Consider the following 17,276-nt stretch of genomic DNA (forward strand, 5'->3'; position numbering starts at 1 on the left):
TTGCTCAATGAATATCAGGCTGACTATTTGGGCGATAGAGTTTGACGGTTTTCACGCTATGCTCATCAAACTGCACAATTTCCATCACAACATCAGCAATGCGGATACTCACGTCATGATCTGGAATGGCCTCTAGTTTTTCTAGGATGAGACCATTTAAAGTGCGCGGCCCATCTAAAGGTAAATCTAAATTGAGTAGACGATTTAAATCACGGAGAGCTGCAGTACCGTTGGCAAGGTATGTCCCATCTGCAAGCCAGTGAGGTTCATTGGAAAGATTGGAGAACGAGGTCGTAAACTCACCAATGAGTTCTTCGACAATATCTTCAAAGGTAACCAGTCCAAGCACTTCACCATATTCATTGACGACTAAACTCAAGCGTTGCTGATTGTCTTGGAAAAACTGCATTTGTTGTAAGACTGGAGTGCCGCTGGGAATAAAGTAAGGCTCATTGAGAAGTGCCTTAAAGTCTTCATGACAAAGTTCTGTGTTTCCCAGCAGAGATAATGCTTTTTTTACTGAAAGAATCCCGATGATGCGCTCAGAGTCTCCATCACAAACCGGCAATTTATTGTGATAACAAGTTTCTAGTTGCTGCATTACTTCATCAATAGGTCTTGATAGATCTAAGGTTTCAATTTTAGATCTCGGCGTCATGACATCATCAACCAGAATATTTTCTAGGTTAAATAGATTGAGCAAAATATTGCGATGATGGGTCGATACAAATCGATTGGATTCGAGGACTAAGCTGCGTAACTCCTCTTTACTCATTGCCCTATTTTCAGCGGAGGTTTGCAGTCGTAAAGCTTTCATCAGTCCAGATACAAAGCTATTGATGAACCATAGCAGTGGCTTCAGAATATAGCTTAGTGGCAGAATAACCCAGCCAACCTTGCTGGCTATCTTTTCTGGAAATGCGGTACCGATGACCTTCGGGGTGATTTCGCTAAAGATGATGATCAGTAATGCCACTACTAACGTGGCAATAGATAGAACTACGCCGCTATCACCAAAAATATGTAAAGCGATACCAGTTACTAGAATAGGTAAGACGGTATTAATTAGATTGTTGGAGATGAGCAGGACTGAGAGAAGCGAGTCAATTCTTTTTAATAGGCGTTCCGCTAGGGCGGCACCTCGGTTACCGTTGTGAGCCATTGCGCGAAGACGATGGCGATTGGCGGAAAGCATGCTCGTTTCAGCCATTGAAAAAAAGCCAGAAAGAGCAAGTAAAAATAGGACTAAGGCGACTTGACCAATGAGGGGCCAATCATCAAAAAAAGTGTCCATTCAGTACGCCTACAAAATAATAAGAAGAATCAATATAGCAAAGTACGGTTTCAGTATCTATCTCAGTGGCTGAGATGTATCAGAATGCCTTCGGATATCTATGTCAGAATCTTCAGCATGACAGCTTCTAATCTAAAAATAACGCCTAATTTAAAGAAATATTGCGTTATGTCCGCGCCTTTTGGGTGTTTGGGAGTGGAAACAGAGCTCATTGATGGTAGTTTGATGATTTCCAAGGTGGATTATTTGCCGCCTGATGCTGTTTTAGTGCGCCCAAGCAATGATTTAGCCAAGTTGTTTGCAATGCAGTGTGAACAATATTTTCAAAATCCAGCCTTTGTCTTTGATTTGCCAGTAAAGCCTGCTGGCACTCTGCATCAGCAAAAAGTGTGGAATGCTGTCCAAGACATTCAAGTTGGCAATACCCAGACCTATGGGGGGTTGGCTAAAAAAATTCAGAGTGGACCCCGAGCGGTGGGAACTGCCTGTGGCTCAAATCCTTACCCCCTAATTACACCTTGCCACCGAGTTATATCAGCGCAAGGCATCGGGGGGTTTATGAAAGAAAATCATCCCGGTTTTTATCGCCAAGTAAAGCTCTGGCTTTTAAAGCACGAAGGTGCGCTCTAGGAATGTAATACAGTATTTTTTCTCAGTTTCTGAGATGCGATATGGAAGAATATTTTCAGCATGAGATCGTTACATGCGGCAATTTTGGTAAATCCGTAAAACAGCCAAACCGTATTTCTAGAGAGTTTTGTTGGCGCTTGATCGTCAAGCTCCTTGCGAGTGGCAATTTTCTCAAGAGTCATCACTGCCAGTCCAAAGGCTAAAAAGCAAAATTGCCGCATCCCTTTTTCAGTTTTTGGAATGAGGAAAATATAGGCAAGAGAATTTTGGAGCTTTTTATAGGCAATGCTAAGAAGTGATTCTTGAGTTATATCAGCTGGCATCCATGAGACACCTCGTGCTCTGTCTTCTGGCGAGTCCTTAAGAATATTGGTCATTTGTAGTGCCTGACCAAAATCAATCGCTAATTTCTCATGCCCCTTAATTCTTTTAGCAAACTCAGGAGAGTAGTTGCTAAAAATAGTGGTGAGAAGCTCGCCAACCACTCCTGCAACTACATAGCAATACTTTTCAAATTCCCCAAGGTCCTTAAGCCCAACTGCAGATTGTCGATTGTGAAAGTAGGACATTCCTTCGGACATGATGGAGACGCAACGACTAATTGCAGCCTGATCCTCATTTGGGAAGGTATGCAAAATGCGCAGAACAGTAGGGGTGTGGGAAATGAGATCAAGCTCATCAACATTGGAGTGTGCTTTTAAAGCATCTAAGCAAGGCTCAACAAATAAGGTTACGGGGATGGAGCCAAGCACAGCCTCTATAAATAGTGCAGAGAGCTCTTGCTTGGTGTTTGGTAAGAGCTCGGCCGCATCTTCAATCGTATCCACAATCCGACACAGTAGATAAGTGTTGCCTACTACCACCTCCATTTCTGAGGGTAACAGTGGAATGGTGAGAGCAAAAGTTCGTGATACTGAACCCAAAATAGCCTTTTGGTAGGCTAGATCACTTTTTTGACGCTCTATTAGGTGCTGATCTGCAGAATTCACCTCTAAATTATGTCAGATAGGAAGAGCTGCCCTCAGCCTATATTCATTTAATGGCATAAGTGACAAAGCCATATAATTTGTGCAAATTCATGAGGGAGCGATTGGGCGATGCTGATTTGGTTTGTCATCATCTATTGGGTGTTATCGGTCGGCATTGGTCTGTGGGCCGCCCTCCGAGTAAAAAATACCGCTGACTTTGCTGCAGCGGGCCATAGCCTCCCCCTTCCCGTAGTGACTGCGACTGTTTTTGCTACTTGGTTCGGATCTGAAGCAGTTCTGGGTATTCCCGCCACTTTTCTAAAAGAAGGTTTAGGGGGCATTGTTTCTGACCCTTTTGGCTCATCCTTATGCTTGATCTTGGTGGGCTTGTTTTTCGCTCGTCATCTCTATAACCGTCGCATGTTGACGATTGGTGATTTCTTTCGGGAAAAGTATGGCCGCACAGTTGAGGTTTTGGTAACGCTATGTATCGTGGTTTCTTACCTTGGTTGGGTGGCGGCTCAGATTAAAGCACTCGGTTTGGTTTTTAACGTAGTTTCTGATGGCGGAATTACCCAAACGGCTGGCATGCTGATTGGCGCGGGGAGCGTACTCATTTACACCTTGTTTGGGGGTATGTGGTCAGTGGCGATCACTGACTTTATTCAAATGATCATCATTGTGATTGGGATGTTGTATATCGGCGGGGAGATTACCTCGCAAACTGGTGGAATTGGTGTGGTCATCGAGCATGCATCAGCTGCTGGGCAGTTCTCCAATTTTTGGCCTGATATGAATCTGGCTTCGATCTTGGGTTTCACAGCAGCCCTTTGCACGATGATGTTGGGCTCGATTCCTCAGCAAGATGTATTTCAGCGCATTACTTCTTCTAAAAATGTGACTATCGCAATACAAGCTGCTCTATTGGGCGGTGTCTTGTATTTTGTTTTTGCATTTGTGCCCCTCTATTTAGCGTATTCGGCGGTCATAATTAGTCCTGATTTGGTAAATCAGTATATAAATACTGACCCCCAAATGATCTTGCCTAAACTGATTTTGGATCATTCGCCTCTCATCGCACAGGTGATGTTCTTTGGAGCCTTGCTTTCAGCAATCAAGAGTTGCGCAAGTGCAACTCTATTAGCACCTTCGGTCACGTTTGCTGAGAACATTGTGCGCGGCTTCTTCAAGCATTTATCCGATCAGGATCTCCTGAAAGTCATGCGAATTACTGTATTTTGCTTTACAGCCGTAGTTACTTTCTTTGCGATCAATTCAGAATTATCGATTTTCAAGATGGTTGAAAATGCCTATAAAGTTACTCTGGTTGCCGCGTTTGTCCCTTTGGCTTTTGGGGTTTACTGGTCTAAAGCAAATTCTTTAGGCGGGTTATTGGCGGTTGTAGGTGGGCTGACGGTTTGGATTAGCTGCGAAGTGTTGTCTCCAAACGCCATTCTTCCCCCACAACTGGCGGGCCTTTTAGCCAGCATTGCGGGAATGTTATTGGGCGGTTTAGTACCTAGAACAAGGCTAAATTCAATCTAAGGGTATCTCCCTCTTAAATTTGCTCAAAAAATAGGCAAAATTATTTTATTGCACCGCAAAATGTTCTCATCTAATATTGCGCTAATTCAAAATTTCTTATCTTTATGGAGTTCTTATGAAAATCTGTGTGATCGGTGGAGGGGGCGCTATTGGCGGTTACCTTGCTGTCATGTTGGCTCGTGCCGGCAATGATGTAACCGTTGTTGCGCGAGGGGCAACCTTAGCAGCTATTAAGGAGCGCGGCTTAGCGCTGATTATGGATGACCAGCCTGAGCCTTTGGTGGCGGATGTAAAGGCGGTAGAGAAGATTACGGATGCTGAAACTCCTGATGTAGTCATCTTGGCGGTAAAGGCTCATCAGGTCGAGCCAATTATTGATGATCTGGCTTCGATCATGGGTCCAGAAACCATCCTCATTCCAATGCAAAACGGAATTCCGTGGTGGTATTTCCAAAAACTGGGTGGTGAGTATCAAGACCACTCTGTCGAGACTGTGGATGCTGGTGGTGCTGCGAAGAAGGCAATTAATCCAAACAATATTATTGGTTGCGTTGTCTATCCTGCTACCTTTACTCAAGCTCCCGGAGTGATTCGTCACGTCGAAGGCAATCGCTTCCCATTAGGCGAGTTAGATGGCAAGCAAACAGATCGTATTCAGAAAATGTCTGAAATGATGACTGCTGCTGGCTTTAAGTCACCCATTTTGGAAGACATTCGCTCTGAGATTTGGCTAAAACTGTGGGGCAATATGACCTTTAACCCAATTAGCTCTTTGACACATGGCACTTTGGAAGGTATCTGCCAATATCCATTAACAAAAGAGTTGGCTCGCAACATGATGGCTGAAGCACAAACCATTGCAGAGAAGTTGGGTGTTACTTTCCGCGTAGATATCGAGCGTCGTATTGCAGGCGCCGAAAAAGTGGGTAAGCATAAAACTTCGATGCTTCAGGATTTAGAGGCTGGCCGTAGTTTAGAGATCGATGCTTTATTGGGTTCAGTCATTGAGCTTGGCAAAATTACTGAAACTCCAACCCCATGTCTCAATACTGTTTTTGCATTGACAAAGTATCTCGATGAGAATGTTCAGGCCTCTAGAGGTAGCTTAGCCTTGCCATCTGTTTCAGGTTACTAATTGAAAAAGTAGGCTAACACTTTTCTTTTTAGAAGCATCAGCAATAAAAAACCCTCACCACGAAACATGGTGAGGGTTTTTGTTTTTAGGAAATTGCTCTGAATTTACTCGAAGCGATTATCCAAGCGACCAACACCATCAATGATGATGCTGACGTTGCTGCCCGGTTTCATGGAGCCAACGCCTACAGAGGTTCCGCAAGCAATGATGTCACCTGCTTGTAGTGGCACATCCTGAGAAATGAGGCTGACTAATTTTGCTGGTGGAAATACCATATCCGCTACAGGATAGTTCTGACGCTCTTGATCATTGAGGATTGTTTTAATAGTCAGCTTGCTAGGATCAACGTCAGTAGTGATGTAAGGACCAAATACACCAAAAGTATTAAAGCTCTTGGAGCGAGTCCATTGCGCATAACCTGGATCGCGGTTGAGAATCTCAATAGCTGTTACATCATTAATGCAGGTATAGCCAAAAATGGCTTTAGCTGCCTCTGCTTCGCTAGCTTCGTGACATGGTTTGCCAATAACGATACCCAGTTCACCTTCATAAACCACCTTCCCAGAATAGGACTTGGGGGTGCGAATCACTTGATTGGCAGCAAGAAAGGAATTGTTTCCCTTGAGAAAGTAGAGGGGCTCAGCCGGCACTGCATGCTCTAGTTTAGTAACGAGGGCATGAAAGTTATCGACCATGGCAACCATCTTGGATGGAATGCAGGGGATATCAATAGTGACATCAGATAGTTTGAGTGTTTCGCCGGTGGCCTGAGGATTATTAAATAGGTCACCCGTGAAAACGGCTACTTGATCACCCTGCACTTGTCCTAAACCCGTTTTGCCTTGATGTTGAAATCTGAGCCATTGAGCCATAATGAATTCTCCTAAAGAAGTTAATATTTGATAAACAATATCTTACAGGGATGCATCGATGAATAAGAGCTCCGAGCTGATATTTGCCCCAGAATTGGATCAGCCGATTCGATATATTGAGCGTACTCGTAACTATTATCTTGGCCTGGGATATGAAAACCCCTATGTTTGGGCTCATTACCTTGAGGTTCCGTTTGCCCCCTTAAAGAAGCCTTTGAATCAATCGGTCTTGGGTTTGGTGACTACTGCAGTTCCGTTTGATCCTAGTAAGGGCGCTCAGGGCCCTGGTTCGCCCTACAACGCAGCCGCTAAGTTTTATGAGCCCTATGTCCAGTCAATTCAAGAGCAGGCCGATTTACGTATTGCTCATGTAGGAGTTGATCGAAAAAACGCCAATATGGAGGATGGCAACTGCTGGTTTCCATTGGAGGCCGCAAAACGCGCTTCAGCAACAGGGCGTATTCAATCCCTATCGAAAAACTTCTATGGCTTACCAACGAATCGTAGCCAAAGGCATACCCTTGAAATTGATGCACCTCTCATTTTGAGCAAGATGCGCGCAGATAATGTTGATGTTGCCGTCCTCATTCCAAATTGCCCAATTTGCCATCAAAGCCAAAGCTTGTTGGCACGTTATTTAGAAGGGGAGGGCATATCAACTGTCATCATGGGCGCGGCAAAGGATATTGTTGAGTACTGTGGGGTACCCCGGTTTTTATTTAGCGACTTTCCTTTAGGCAATGCTGCTGCTTTGCCAAATAACCCTCAATCGCAGGATCAGAACTTTGAACTGGCATTGCGTGTTTTAGAAAGCGCTCCTGCACCCCGCACTACAGTTCAGTCACCCTTGATGTGGGCGGAAGATCCCAGTTGGAAATTGGACTATTCCAATCTTGAAAGATTATCTGTAGAAGAAATTACCCGCTTGCGAGAAGAGGCGGAGGCTGCGCGTATTACTGCACGTGAGCTACGGATGAAAAGCGTCGGAGCTTAAGTTTGTCTCGATAAGGAGTATCTACAGAGGGCATGAAGTGCATCAGTAGCTTCATTTTGCGGAAAGTTTTGGAGGCACTCAATCGCCAGATCTACTTCTCGTTTGGCTGCGGCTTGGGTATAGTCCAGAGCACCTGAGTTTTGCACCCCATGGAGAATTTGTGCAAAAACATCATCTGGTAAATCTTGATTTTGTTCAATCGCAGCGCGCACTAAGAGTTGCTCTTCTTTGCTGCCATTTTCAAGAAGGTAAATCAATGGCAGCGTAGGCTTACCTTCTCGCAAGTCATCCCCAGCATTTTTACCCATTTGAGAAGCTTCGGCGGTGTAATCCAATAGATCATCCATTAATTGAAATGCGGTGCCAATGTGACGACCAAAAGCAGCTGCTTCTTGTTGGCGTTCAACATTGGCTTTTGCCAGAATAGCCCCTAACTCAGTTGACGCTTCAAATAATTTGGCAGTTTTATAGCGAATGACTTGAAGGTAGCTTTGTTCGTCCACCTCGGGGTCATTCATGTTGAGAAGTTGTAAAACCTCACCCTCGGCAATCGTATTGGTGGCATCTGAGAGAATTTCCATCACGCGCAGGTCATTTGGCTTGACCATCATCTGAAAAGCCCTTGAGTAAAGAAAATCTCCCACTAAAACACTCGCCGCATTGCCAAAAGCTGCATTGGCTGTTTCCCGACCCCGCCTGAGGGTGGATTCATCCACCACATCATCATGAAGCAGGGTGGCGGTGTGGATAAATTCCACTACAGCTGCCAGCTCGAGGGCATGTGGCGTTTCTTGGCCATTTGCCAAGGATTTGCTCACTAATAGCAGTAGCGCTGGGCGGACCCTTTTTCCACCTGCCTGAATAATGTAGGACGAAATCTGGTCGATAAGGGCTACTTTTGAGGCCAAGCGAAGACGGATAAGCTCATCTAAAGCCTTGAAATCTAAGGAAATTGGGGCCAGAATTTGGCTTAATTCATTCGTTTTGACAGTGCTCGTCATGCAAGATATAATAATCGGCTTAGCTCATCCAGGGTGGATAAGCTTCATTGTAGATATTAATTGAGGTTTCAAACCATGTACGCGGTCATAAAAACCGGTGGCAAACAGTATAAAGTTGCTGCAGGCGAAAAATTGAAAATAGAACAGATACCAGCGGAAATCGGCAGCGAAATCACTCTTGACCAAGTCCTCGCCGTAGGCGAAGGCGCTTCACTCAAGTTGGGTGATCCATTGGTTAATGGTGCAGCTGTGATGGCCACTGTCGTCTCCCAGGGACGTCACGATAAAGTGACAATCTTTAAGATGCGCCGTCGCAAGCATTATCAAAAGCACCAAGGCCATCGTCAGAATTACACAGAAATTCTGATTAACACTATTAAAGCCTAATTTAGGCTAACGGCTAAATAGCAGGAGAAAGATATGGCACAGAAAAAAGGCGGCGGCTCGACACGAAATGGCCGCGACTCAGAATCGAAGCGTCTAGGCGTTAAGGTATTTGGCGGCGAGCAAATTAATGCTGGCAGCATCATCATTCGTCAACGTGGCACACGAGTTCATCCAGGTGCAAACGTTGGTATTGGTAAAGATCACACATTGTTCGCTTTAGTAGATGGACAAGTGGAATTTGGCGTGAAGGGTGCTTTGAAGAAGGCCCAGGTTTCAGTTCTCCCGCGTTCATAAGGCGCCTGACTGAGACACGTTTGATTCAGATTAATTCCGAATTTAACTCTTAGGAACAGGCCTCGCTAAGCGAGGCCTTTTTTATTCATGAAATTTATAGACGAAGCTCGTATTGAAGTCATAGCTGGCCAAGGTGGCGCCGGGAGTGCCTCTATGCGCCGCGAAAAGTTTATTGAATTTGGCGGCCCTGATGGTGGTGACGGCGGAAAAGGTGGAAGCGTTTGGGCAACTGCTGATCGCAACATCAATACATTAATTGACTACCGTTACGCAAAAACACACACTGCCAAAAATGGTGAGCCAGGTCGTGGTGCTGACTGTTATGGTCGTGCAGGCGATGATATTGAATTGCGTATGCCAGTAGGCACCATCATTTCTGATTACGAAACGGGTGAACCTATTGCTGACTTAACCACCCATGGCGAGCGTCTTTGTTTGGCGCAGGGCGGTGTTGGCGGCTGGGGAAATATTCACTTTAAGAGTAGTACCAATCGTGCCCCACGTCAGAAGACTAACGGCAAGCCGGGTGAGCGTCGTAAATTAAAGTTAGAGCTCAAGGTTCTAGCTGATGTGGGTTTGTTGGGAATGCCCAATGCTGGTAAATCGACTTTGATTACTGCGGTTTCTAATGCCCGCCCAAAGATTGCTGATTATCCCTTCACAACCTTGCACCCTAATTTAGGTGTTGTGCGGGTTGGTAGTGAGCGCAGCTTTGTGATTGCTGATATTCCGGGTTTGATTGAGGGTGCTGCAGAAGGTGCCGGCTTAGGACATCGTTTCTTACGTCATCTACAACGTACTGGTGTGCTACTTCATCTGGTTGACATTGCCCCTTTTGATGAGAATGTCGATCCAGTGGCTGATGCAAATGCGATCGTGAATGAGCTCCGCAAGTACGATGAGGCTTTAGTTGAAAAACCACGTTGGTTGGTTCTCAATAAGGTCGATATGATTCCAGAAGAAGACCGTAAAAAAGTAGTGGCCGACTTTGTTAAAAAGTTTAAGTGGAAGGGCCCAGTGTTTGAGATCTCTGCATTGACAGGCTTAGGATGCGATAAGCTTTGTTACTCCTTGCAGGATTACTTAGATTCTGTCCGTAAAGACCGTGATGATGCGGATGAGCGGGCTGCCGATCCTCGCTATCAAGAGTCACTAGCGCCAGAAGATAAAGCTCCAGATTAATCTCATTTGATATGCTCAACTGATATGACTGCGCAAAAAGTAAAACGAATTGTTGTTAAAGTAGGATCTAGCCTGGTCACCAATAATGGTGAGGGCTTAGATCATGCTGCGATTGCCATGTGGGCAGAGCAAATGGCTGCCTTATTAAGTGCAGGTCATGAAGTGTTGATGGTCAGCTCGGGTGCTATTGCAGAAGGTATGCAGCGTCTAGGTTGGAAAAAGCGCCCACAAGAAATTCATGAACTACAGGCTGCCGCTGCAGTTGGTCAAATGGGTCTCGTGCAAGTATATGAAAGTTGTTTTGCGCGGTTTAATCTACGCAGTGCTCAGGTTTTATTAACGAATGCTGACTTGGCGCATGCAGAGCGTAATGCCAATGCCAAGGCAACCTTAGATACTCTTTTAAAGCTAGGTGTAGTGCCCATCATTAATGAGAACGATACCGTAGTTACCGATGAAATTAAATTTGGTGATAACGATAGCTTGGCTGCATTGGTGAGTAATCTAATTCATGCAGACTTGTTGGTGATTTTGACTGATCAGGGTGGATTATTTACTGCTGATCCTCGTCAAGATGCATCGGCAGTCTTATTGAGTGATGCCATTGCTGGTGATCCTACTTTAGAGAAAATGGCTGGTGGTGCTGCGAGCGAACTAAGTAAGGGCGGCATGCTCACTAAAGTTTTGGCTGCCAAGATTGCTGCACAAACAGGCGCCTCTACTGTCATTGCCTCTGGTCGCGAGGCGAGTGTACTTACACGCTTAATGGCTGGCGAAAAAATTGGAACCTACTTAGCTCCTAAAAGCCAATTAGTTCATTTCCCCAAATGAGTTGGTTGGTTTGGTTTGTCCAGTAAAACCATTGGGATTGAGTGATTGCAAGATGGTTTTAATATCTTTTTCTTGGGAAGTGAAGTTACAAAGAGCGCCCTGGGCTAATGCAGCTTGATAGCGATTAGGCGTATTGTCCTTAATATTTCCCCAACTAGATAAGGGATTTTCTCTCCAAGAGCCATTTTCAAATGTGCCATATAGGCGCCACTGAAATGAGTCGCAGCGAATACCTTCATATTGGACCTGACTATTGCCATTGGGGCTAGTCAGAATGACGGTATATCTAGTAACACCATCATTACCAATCAAAATCGAATCGGTATCAATAGCGAATTTAAAGATAGTTGCCTGAGAAACATAAAAGGGTTGAATAGTGCTCTTATTTGGAGGATTTAAGGGCATTGTCGTAACCCCTTCTTTGAAAACCATCGGGGCAAATGGGTCTAAGCCGCTTTCTAATGGATCTCCGGCGCAAGCTACTAATGTGAGGCCAACCATCAAGCCAATAAGGCATTGTTGAGCGCGAATATTAAATGGTGTGATCATGACTTATCAGTTGGTTTTGATGCATTTTGTTGATTCTCTTCACTGGCATAAAGAGACTGTAAGAGATCCAGAGGGGATCCCCAAGCAAGCTGCTGCATGCGCATGCCACGAGAAAGATAGCGGGCTAGCTCAGAAAGGGCTAATTGATAGACCTCGCGCTTAAAGTCAATTACTGCATCGAGCTGGATCCAGAACGGAATCCAACGCCAGGCATCAAACTCAGGATGTTCTGAGGCGCGCAGCTGAATATCACTATCTAGGCCCACTAAGCGCAATAAAAACCAGATTTGCTTTTGACCACGATAGTTTGCTCTATGGCCTTTGGTGGCATGTTGACGGCGCAAGAATTCCTCAGGGACGTCATAACGAAGCCAGTCCCTAGTGCGCCCAATAATTTGGACATGTTCTGGCAGCAAGCCCACTTCCTCATGCAATTCGCGGTACATAGCCTCTTCAGGGCTTTCGCCATGCTGAATTCCGCCCTGCGGGAACTGCCACGAATGCTGCCCAACGCGTTTTCCCCAGAAAACCTCGTTGCGGCTATTGAGGAGGACTATGCCGACATTGGGGCGATACCCTTCACGGTCAAGCATGATCGTGCCTCAAATCCTTTAAAATCAATGATTTGATTATATCCATACATGAAAGCCTCACAGTCATTTCTCGCCACGCTAAAAGAAGCCCCCTCTGACGCTGAGGTGGTTTCGCACAAATTGATGGTGCGCGCCGGTTTAATTCGTAAGCTCAACGCAGGTATTTATAACTATCTGCCTTTGGGTTTAAAGGTGATCCGCAAGGTTGAAAACATTATTCGTGAAGAAATGAATCGTGCGGGAGCGATTGAATTACTCATGCCAATGATTCAGCCGGCAGAGTTATGGCAAGAAACTGGCCGCTGGGAGAAGATGGGCCCTGAATTACTCCGTATTAAAGATCGCCACGATCGTGATTTTTTAATTCAGCCAACCTCAGAAGAAGTGATTACTGATTTAGCGCGGAATGAAATCCGTAGTTATAAGCAACTACCAGTAAATTTTTATCAAATTCAAACGAAATTCCGTGATGAGCGTCGTCCACGTTTTGGGATTATGCGTGGTCGTGAATTCAGCATGAAAGATGCTTATTCATTCGATCGTGATACAGAGGGTTTGAAAAAATCTTATCAAACAATGTTTGATGCCTATACCCGCATCTTTAAGCGTATGGGTTTGAAATTCCGAGCGGTAACAGCTGATAACGGCGCTATTGGTGGCTCAGGCAGTCAAGAGTTCCATGTGATTGCTGATACCGGTGAAGACGCCATCGTATATTGCCCAAATTCTGATTACGCGGCTAATCTTGAGGCTGCTGAGTCAGTCTCATTAATTGCGGTACGCGGTGCTGCAACTCAAGCAATGACAAAGGTTGCAACACCAGATCAAACAAACTGTGCTGACGTGGCAAAGTTTCTAAACTTACCGCTTGAGCAAACCGTGAAATCCTTGCTGTTTGCTGCTGATCAGGAAGAGGGCCCAGCTAAATTATTTATGGTGTTAGTTCGTGGTGATCATGATCTCAATGAAATTAAGGCAAGCAAGATTCCTGGCATGGCGGAGTCACGCTTTGCAAGTGAAGCTGAAATCAAGCAAGCCTGTAATGCTCCAGCAGGTTACTTAGGTCCTGTTGGTGTGAGTGCTGATGTCACTGTAATTGCTGATCATACGGTTGCCAATATGTCTGACTTTATATGTGGCGCTAATGACGTCGGTCATCACTTAACCGGTGTGAACTGGGGGCGTGATTTGCCAGAGCCATTAGTAATGGATTTACGTAATGCGGTGATTGGCGATGCCTCGCCTGATGGCAAAGGGGTGGTAGATATTTGCCGTGGCATTGAAGTAGGACATGTTTTCCAATTGGGCACACGCTATTCAGAAGCGATGGGTTGTACTTACTTGGATCAGCAAGGTAAGGCACAGCCGATGGTAATGGGTTGTTATGGCATTGGTGTTACGCGTTTGCTAGGTGCTGCAATCGAGCAGGGTAATGATGAACGCGGAATTATTTGGCCTGTTTCAATGGCGCCATTCGAAGTAGTCATTTGCCCAATGGGCTATGACAAATCAGAGGCGGTTAAAGTCGCCGCTGATCAATTGCATGATGAGCTCATTGCTGCCGGTGTAGATGTGGTGCTCGATGATCGTGGTGAAAGACCTGGAGCCATGTTTGCAGATTGGGAACTGATCGGAGTGCCATTCCGAGTAGTCATTGGGGATCGTGGTTTAGCGGATTCTCAGGTGGAGTTCAAAGGTCGCCTAGACACCGACTCTGAAAATATTCCGCTTACTCAAATTAAAGAAAAAGTGATTACTGCAATAGATGCAGCAAAAAAATTAATTTCTTAAGCTCAGATTTTCTAACTATTACTTTTTAAAGAGTCCGCCAAGTCCTTTGGCGGCTCCTTTGGCAGCCATGGAGGCCATAGCGCGTGCCATCTTCCCACCCTTGAACTGTTTCATCATGGTCTGCATTTGATCGAACTGTGCTAGTAAGCGATTGACTTCTTGCACTTCTACACCTGCACCGGCAGCAATGCGGCGCTTGCGGGTCGCCTTTAATAACTCAGGTTTAGCACGCTCTTGCGGAGTCATGCTATCAATAATGCCGCGCATGCGTTTCGTTTGTTTATCGGCAGCGCTTAAATTGGTTTTAGATGCTGCTTGTGCCATGTGGCTCGGGAGTTTATCCATGAAGCTAGCCATGCCGCCCATCTGCTGCATTTGTGCTAGTTGATCTCTAAAGTCACCTAGATCAAAACCGCCCTTAGAAATCTTTGTCGCTAATTTTTCTGCTTTGGCTACGTCGACATTTTGTTGTGCCTGTTCAACCAGTGCAAGAATGTCTCCCATTCCCAAAATTCGACTAGCCATGCGTTCTGCATCAAACGCTTCTAAGCCATCCATTTTTTCGGCTACACCGATAAATTTGAGTGGTACACCCGTGATTTTGCGCACAGAGAGTGCGGCACCCCCTCGTGAATCACCATCTAACTTGGTCAAAATGACGCCTGTTAAGGGGAGTGCTTCATGGAAAGCCTTGGCGGTATTGACGGCATCTTGACCCAGCATGGCATCAACAACAAATAAAGTCTCAATCGGATTGAGATTCGTGTGCAGTGTTTGAATTTCTTGCATCAGTGCTTCATCGATGCCTAGGCGTCCTGCTGTATCTACTAATAGGACATCAAAATAGTGACGGCGAGCCCAATCTAAGGCTGCTGCAGCAATCTCGCTCGGTTTTTGATTGACATTGCTAGGAAAAAATTCTGCGCCAACTTGTTTGCTAACGGTTTCTAACTGTTCAATCGCTGCGGGGCGATAGACGTCACAAGAAACTGTGAGAACCTTCTTTTTCTTCTTTTCTTGAAGGAACTTGGCTAATTTACCTACTGAGGTAGTTTTACCGGCACCCTGCAAGCCTGCCATCAAAATCACTGCTGGTGGTTGGGTTGCTAAGTTCAACTCTCCACTTTGAGTGGTGTCACCGCGCATCACATTAGTTAATTCGCGCTGTACAACACCAACCAATGCTTGACCAGGGCTTAAGCTACCAACCACTTCCTCGCCAAGGGCTTTAAATTTAATTTGCTCGAGCAAGGACTTCACCACTGGCAGCGCAACGTCAGCCTCCAGCAAGGCTAGGCGGATCTCTCGCAGCATTTCTGCGGTATTGCTTTCGGTGAGGCGAGCCTGCCCCCGCATTGTTTTAACAACACGCGATAGGCGGTCGGTGAGATTCTCTAGCATTTATCGATTAGACTTTCCAGATGGATATTTTAGGTTACTCTGCTTCTGGATGGCTTCCATCCGCTCTTTATTTGCTGCTTTTGGTCTTTTTGAGTCTAAGATCAAAGCAAAAAATAGAATCTGCCACCTTTACAGCTTTGATTCAGGCAGCTATTTTTGTAATCTTAGTGATTCATGGAGTTGCACTCCATGACTCCGTTTTTACGTCACAAGGCTTTGTTTTTGGCTTTGCCCAAGACCTGTCTCTAATTGCCTGGGTAGGTTTAGCGTTTTATTGGTTTCAATCTTGGTTCCTCCCAATCGCTAGTCTGCGTTGGTTAGTCTTGTGTTTTGCCCTGGTTTGCTCTGTGCTACCCATGATATTTTCGGGCACCCTCATTTCCCCAACCGCAGTGTCTGACCCTTGGTTTAAGGGGCATTTTATTGTGGCGACTATCGCGGTAGGTTTATTGAGTTTGGCTGCTATGCATGCCATCTTGATGAGCGTCCAAGATCGAGCTCTGCACCGCCAGTTAGCCATGACTCCCAATAGTCGAATAGGGCATTGGCTAGAAGATTTGCCGCCGCTAATGACCATGGAGAGTCTGCTATTTAATCTTCTCTATGTTGGTTTTACGTTACTGAGTTTGACAGTGTTTTCTGGCCTACTGTTTTCCCAAACTTTGTTTGGTAAGCCCTTAGTTTTTGATCATAAGACTATCTTTGCATTGATTTCTTGGTTTTTGTTTGCTGGCTTGCTAGTTGCTCGCTGGCGTGTAGGTCTGCGGGGGCGGGCAGCTGTCCGTTGGGTCCTTAGTGCCTATACAGCCTTGTTGCTGGCATATGTTGGTAGCCGTTTTGTTTTAGAAGTAATCCTTCAAAGAGCCTGACATTGTGATTAAGTGGTTTTTATTATTTCTTGGAGCAGCCGTTTTTTATCTTTGGGTAAAGGGAAAAAAGCAGGCAAAGTTCAATGCCGAGAAAGCATCTCGGTCAAAAGCAAAGCAGCCAAAGATTGCTGACCCAGTGGTGATGGTGCAGTGTCAATATTGCTCAGTGCATTTGCCAAAGCCTGAGGCTATTGCAAAAGAAGATCGGTTCTATTGTTCGCAAAAGCATCTCAATGCCCTAGATGAAAAAGGTTGGCTTGGCGCTGCGCATTGGCGACCTTCGCCCAATCAGGATGCAAGGCCAGAGGGTATGGCGCCCGATTTAATGGTCATTCATCACATTAGCTTGCCCCCGGGTGGCTTTGCAGATCGTAATTCCACCAGTTTCATTGTGGATTTCTTTCAAAATAGATTGGATTCTTCACTGCATCCGTATTTTGAAGAAATTGCCGATCAAAAGGTTTCAAGTCACTTTTTAATTTCTCGCAGCGGGGAAGTGTTTCAGTTCGTTTCTATCCAAAATAAGGCCTGGCATGCTGGCCTGTCCTCCTTTTTGGGGCGTGAAAAGTGCAATGATTTCTCCATCGGGGTTGAGTTGGAGGGGGATGGCGAGCACCCTTTTGAGGAAATCCAATACCAAGCATTGGCAGGGCTAACGGCTCAGATTCAAGATGCTTACCCCAATCTCTTATTTGCAGGACACAGCGATATCGCTCCAAATAGAAAAACAGACCCAGGCGCGCAATTTAATTGGGAAAAATTTCAGAGTAGGGCGAGTATTTCTTCAGAGAAATTCCCTTTTGGATTAAGGTCTCGATAGAGTCAAAAACTAGTATGTGAGCACACGCTTACTTCCTTACCCTTTACCTAAAAAGGGTCGAAAATTACGCACCAAAATGAGCCCTAATTTCTTGAAAAGATAGGGAAAAATACTGAGAAA

Annotated in this window: 17 protein-coding genes and 1 pseudogene; 11 read left to right on the forward strand and 7 right to left on the reverse strand. The window is 45.4% G+C overall.

Translation table 11 applies throughout. The annotated features are described in order from the left end of the window. Positions 1-4: 4 nt before the first annotated feature. Entirely contained in the window at positions 5-1,294 is a 1,290-nt protein-coding gene (locus FD974_RS00965) for an HlyC/CorC family transporter (RefSeq protein WP_215364974.1), read from the reverse strand. A gap of 117 nt (positions 1,295-1,411) precedes the next feature. Between FD974_RS00965 and FD974_RS00970 the strand changes: the two genes are divergently transcribed. Then, positions 1,412-1,924 (forward strand): methylated-DNA--[protein]-cysteine S-methyltransferase, encoded by a 513-nt coding sequence (locus tag FD974_RS00970; protein WP_215364976.1) that lies wholly within the window; start codon positions 1,412-1,414, stop codon positions 1,922-1,924. Here FD974_RS00970 and FD974_RS00975 read toward each other — a convergent pair. After that, complete coding sequence (locus FD974_RS00975) at positions 1,921-2,913, reverse strand: squalene/phytoene synthase family protein (protein WP_215364978.1); 993 nt, start codon at positions 2,911-2,913, stop codon at positions 1,921-1,923. The genes FD974_RS00970 and FD974_RS00975 overlap by 4 nt on opposite strands. 108 nt (positions 2,914-3,021) lie before the next feature. On the opposite strand from FD974_RS00975, the gene FD974_RS00980 reads away from it, so the two are divergent. After that, the gene (locus tag FD974_RS00980) at positions 3,022-4,437 is read left to right on the forward strand and encodes a sodium:solute symporter family protein (RefSeq protein ID WP_215364980.1); all 1,416 of its coding nucleotides are present in this window, start codon (positions 3,022-3,024) and stop codon (positions 4,435-4,437) included. A 115-nt stretch (positions 4,438-4,552) separates the two neighbouring features. After that, on the forward strand, positions 4,553-5,572 hold the full coding sequence (locus FD974_RS00985; RefSeq protein ID WP_215364982.1) for a 2-dehydropantoate 2-reductase: 1,020 nt from the start codon (positions 4,553-4,555) through the stop codon (positions 5,570-5,572). A gap of 104 nt (positions 5,573-5,676) precedes the next feature. On the opposite strand, the gene FD974_RS00990 is transcribed toward FD974_RS00985, so the two are convergent. After that, entirely contained in the window at positions 5,677-6,444 is a 768-nt protein-coding gene (locus FD974_RS00990; protein WP_215364984.1) for a fumarylacetoacetate hydrolase family protein, read from the reverse strand. A gap of 58 nt (positions 6,445-6,502) precedes the next feature. Here FD974_RS00990 and FD974_RS00995 point away from each other — a divergent pair, with 58 nt between their 5' ends. Beyond that, the gene (locus FD974_RS00995) at positions 6,503-7,438 is read left to right on the forward strand and encodes a reductase (protein ID WP_215364986.1); all 936 of its coding nucleotides are present in this window, start codon (positions 6,503-6,505) and stop codon (positions 7,436-7,438) included. Here FD974_RS00995 and FD974_RS01000 read toward each other — a convergent pair. Beyond that, complete coding sequence (locus FD974_RS01000) at positions 7,435-8,439, reverse strand: polyprenyl synthetase family protein (protein WP_215364988.1); 1,005 nt, start codon at positions 8,437-8,439, stop codon at positions 7,435-7,437. The genes FD974_RS00995 and FD974_RS01000 overlap by 4 nt on opposite strands. A gap of 75 nt (positions 8,440-8,514) precedes the next feature. Between FD974_RS01000 and rplU the strand changes: the two genes are divergently transcribed. The 4 genes and pseudogenes from rplU to proB form a co-directional block, all read left to right on the forward strand. Further along, positions 8,515-8,826, forward strand: a complete 312-nt coding sequence (gene rplU / locus FD974_RS01005; RefSeq protein ID WP_041484800.1) for a 50S ribosomal protein L21 — start codon at positions 8,515-8,517, stop codon at positions 8,824-8,826. Positions 8,827-8,859: 33 nt separating this feature from the next. After that, entirely contained in the window at positions 8,860-9,120 is a 261-nt protein-coding gene (gene rpmA, locus FD974_RS01010; protein ID WP_062308046.1) for a 50S ribosomal protein L27, read from the forward strand. An 87-nt stretch (positions 9,121-9,207) separates the two neighbouring features. Next, complete coding sequence (obgE, locus tag FD974_RS01015) at positions 9,208-10,302, forward strand: Obg family GTPase CgtA (protein WP_215364990.1); 1,095 nt, start codon at positions 9,208-9,210, stop codon at positions 10,300-10,302. Between the two features lie 24 nt (positions 10,303-10,326). Next, positions 10,327-11,109 (forward strand): annotated as a pseudogene (gene proB / locus FD974_RS01020) (glutamate 5-kinase); the annotation flags it as partial. Between the two features lie 3 nt (positions 11,110-11,112). On the opposite strand, the gene FD974_RS01025 reads toward proB, so the two are convergent. Then, on the reverse strand, positions 11,113-11,682 hold the full coding sequence (locus tag FD974_RS01025; protein ID WP_251374620.1) for a CNP1-like family protein: 570 nt from the start codon (positions 11,680-11,682) through the stop codon (positions 11,113-11,115). Continuing rightward, on the reverse strand, positions 11,679-12,275 hold the full coding sequence (locus FD974_RS01030) for an RNA pyrophosphohydrolase (protein ID WP_215364993.1): 597 nt from the start codon (positions 12,273-12,275) through the stop codon (positions 11,679-11,681). The genes FD974_RS01025 and FD974_RS01030 overlap by 4 nt, the downstream gene beginning before the upstream one ends. A 48-nt stretch (positions 12,276-12,323) precedes the next feature. Here FD974_RS01030 and FD974_RS01035 point away from each other — a divergent pair, with 48 nt between their 5' ends. Further along, positions 12,324-14,066, forward strand: coding sequence for a proline--tRNA ligase (locus tag FD974_RS01035; protein WP_215364995.1), 1,743 nt, complete (start codon positions 12,324-12,326; stop codon positions 14,064-14,066). 18 nt (positions 14,067-14,084) lie between these two features. On the opposite strand, the gene ffh is transcribed toward FD974_RS01035, so the two are convergent. Next, positions 14,085-15,467 (reverse strand): signal recognition particle protein, encoded by a 1,383-nt coding sequence (ffh, locus tag FD974_RS01040; protein ID WP_215364997.1) that lies wholly within the window; start codon positions 15,465-15,467, stop codon positions 14,085-14,087. A 20-nt stretch (positions 15,468-15,487) separates the two neighbouring features. Between ffh and FD974_RS01045 the strand changes: the two genes are divergently transcribed. Both FD974_RS01045 and ampD read left to right on the forward strand, forming a co-directional pair. Further along, positions 15,488-16,336, forward strand: a complete 849-nt coding sequence (locus tag FD974_RS01045) for an inner membrane protein YpjD (RefSeq protein ID WP_215364999.1) — start codon at positions 15,488-15,490, stop codon at positions 16,334-16,336. A 4-nt stretch (positions 16,337-16,340) separates the two neighbouring features. Further along, positions 16,341-17,156 carry a 1,6-anhydro-N-acetylmuramyl-L-alanine amidase AmpD gene (gene ampD / locus FD974_RS01050; protein ID WP_256437836.1) on the forward strand — a complete coding sequence of 272 codons (816 nt, stop codon included), beginning with the start codon at positions 16,341-16,343 and terminating at the stop codon, positions 17,154-17,156. The last annotated feature ends 120 nt before the right edge of the window (positions 17,157-17,276 follow it).

This window comes from Polynucleobacter sp. es-EL-1 (assembly GCF_018687975.1).
Classification (GTDB): Bacteria; Pseudomonadota; Gammaproteobacteria; order Burkholderiales; family Burkholderiaceae; genus Polynucleobacter.

Bases quoted from the DNA above. Each gene is read 5' to 3' on its own strand.
- FD974_RS00965 (WP_215364974.1), bottom strand. From the start codon at position 1,294: ATGGACACTTTTTTTGATGATTGGCCCCTCATTGGTCAAGTCGCCTTA.
- FD974_RS00970 (WP_215364976.1), top strand. From the start codon at position 1,412: ATGACAGCTTCTAATCTAAAAATAACGCCTAATTTAAAGAAATATTGC.
- FD974_RS00980 (WP_215364980.1), top strand. From the start codon at position 3,022: ATGCTGATTTGGTTTGTCATCATCTATTGGGTGTTATCGGTCGGCATT.
- FD974_RS00985 (WP_215364982.1), top strand. From the start codon at position 4,553: ATGAAAATCTGTGTGATCGGTGGAGGGGGCGCTATTGGCGGTTACCTT.
- FD974_RS00990 (WP_215364984.1), bottom strand. From the start codon at position 6,444: ATGGCTCAATGGCTCAGATTTCAACATCAAGGCAAAACGGGTTTAGGA.
- FD974_RS00995 (WP_215364986.1), top strand. From the start codon at position 6,503: ATGAATAAGAGCTCCGAGCTGATATTTGCCCCAGAATTGGATCAGCCG.
- FD974_RS01000 (WP_215364988.1), bottom strand. From the start codon at position 8,439: ATGACGAGCACTGTCAAAACGAATGAATTAAGCCAAATTCTGGCCCCA.
- rplU (WP_041484800.1), top strand. From the start codon at position 8,515: ATGTACGCGGTCATAAAAACCGGTGGCAAACAGTATAAAGTTGCTGCA.
- rpmA (WP_062308046.1), top strand. From the start codon at position 8,860: ATGGCACAGAAAAAAGGCGGCGGCTCGACACGAAATGGCCGCGACTCA.
- obgE (WP_215364990.1), top strand. From the start codon at position 9,208: ATGAAATTTATAGACGAAGCTCGTATTGAAGTCATAGCTGGCCAAGGT.
- FD974_RS01025 (WP_251374620.1), bottom strand. From the start codon at position 11,682: ATGATCACACCATTTAATATTCGCGCTCAACAATGCCTTATTGGCTTG.
- FD974_RS01030 (WP_215364993.1), bottom strand. From the start codon at position 12,275: ATGCTTGACCGTGAAGGGTATCGCCCCAATGTCGGCATAGTCCTCCTC.
- FD974_RS01035 (WP_215364995.1), top strand. From the start codon at position 12,324: ATGAAAGCCTCACAGTCATTTCTCGCCACGCTAAAAGAAGCCCCCTCT.
- ffh (WP_215364997.1), bottom strand. From the start codon at position 15,467: ATGCTAGAGAATCTCACCGACCGCCTATCGCGTGTTGTTAAAACAATG.
- FD974_RS01045 (WP_215364999.1), top strand. From the start codon at position 15,488: ATGGATATTTTAGGTTACTCTGCTTCTGGATGGCTTCCATCCGCTCTT.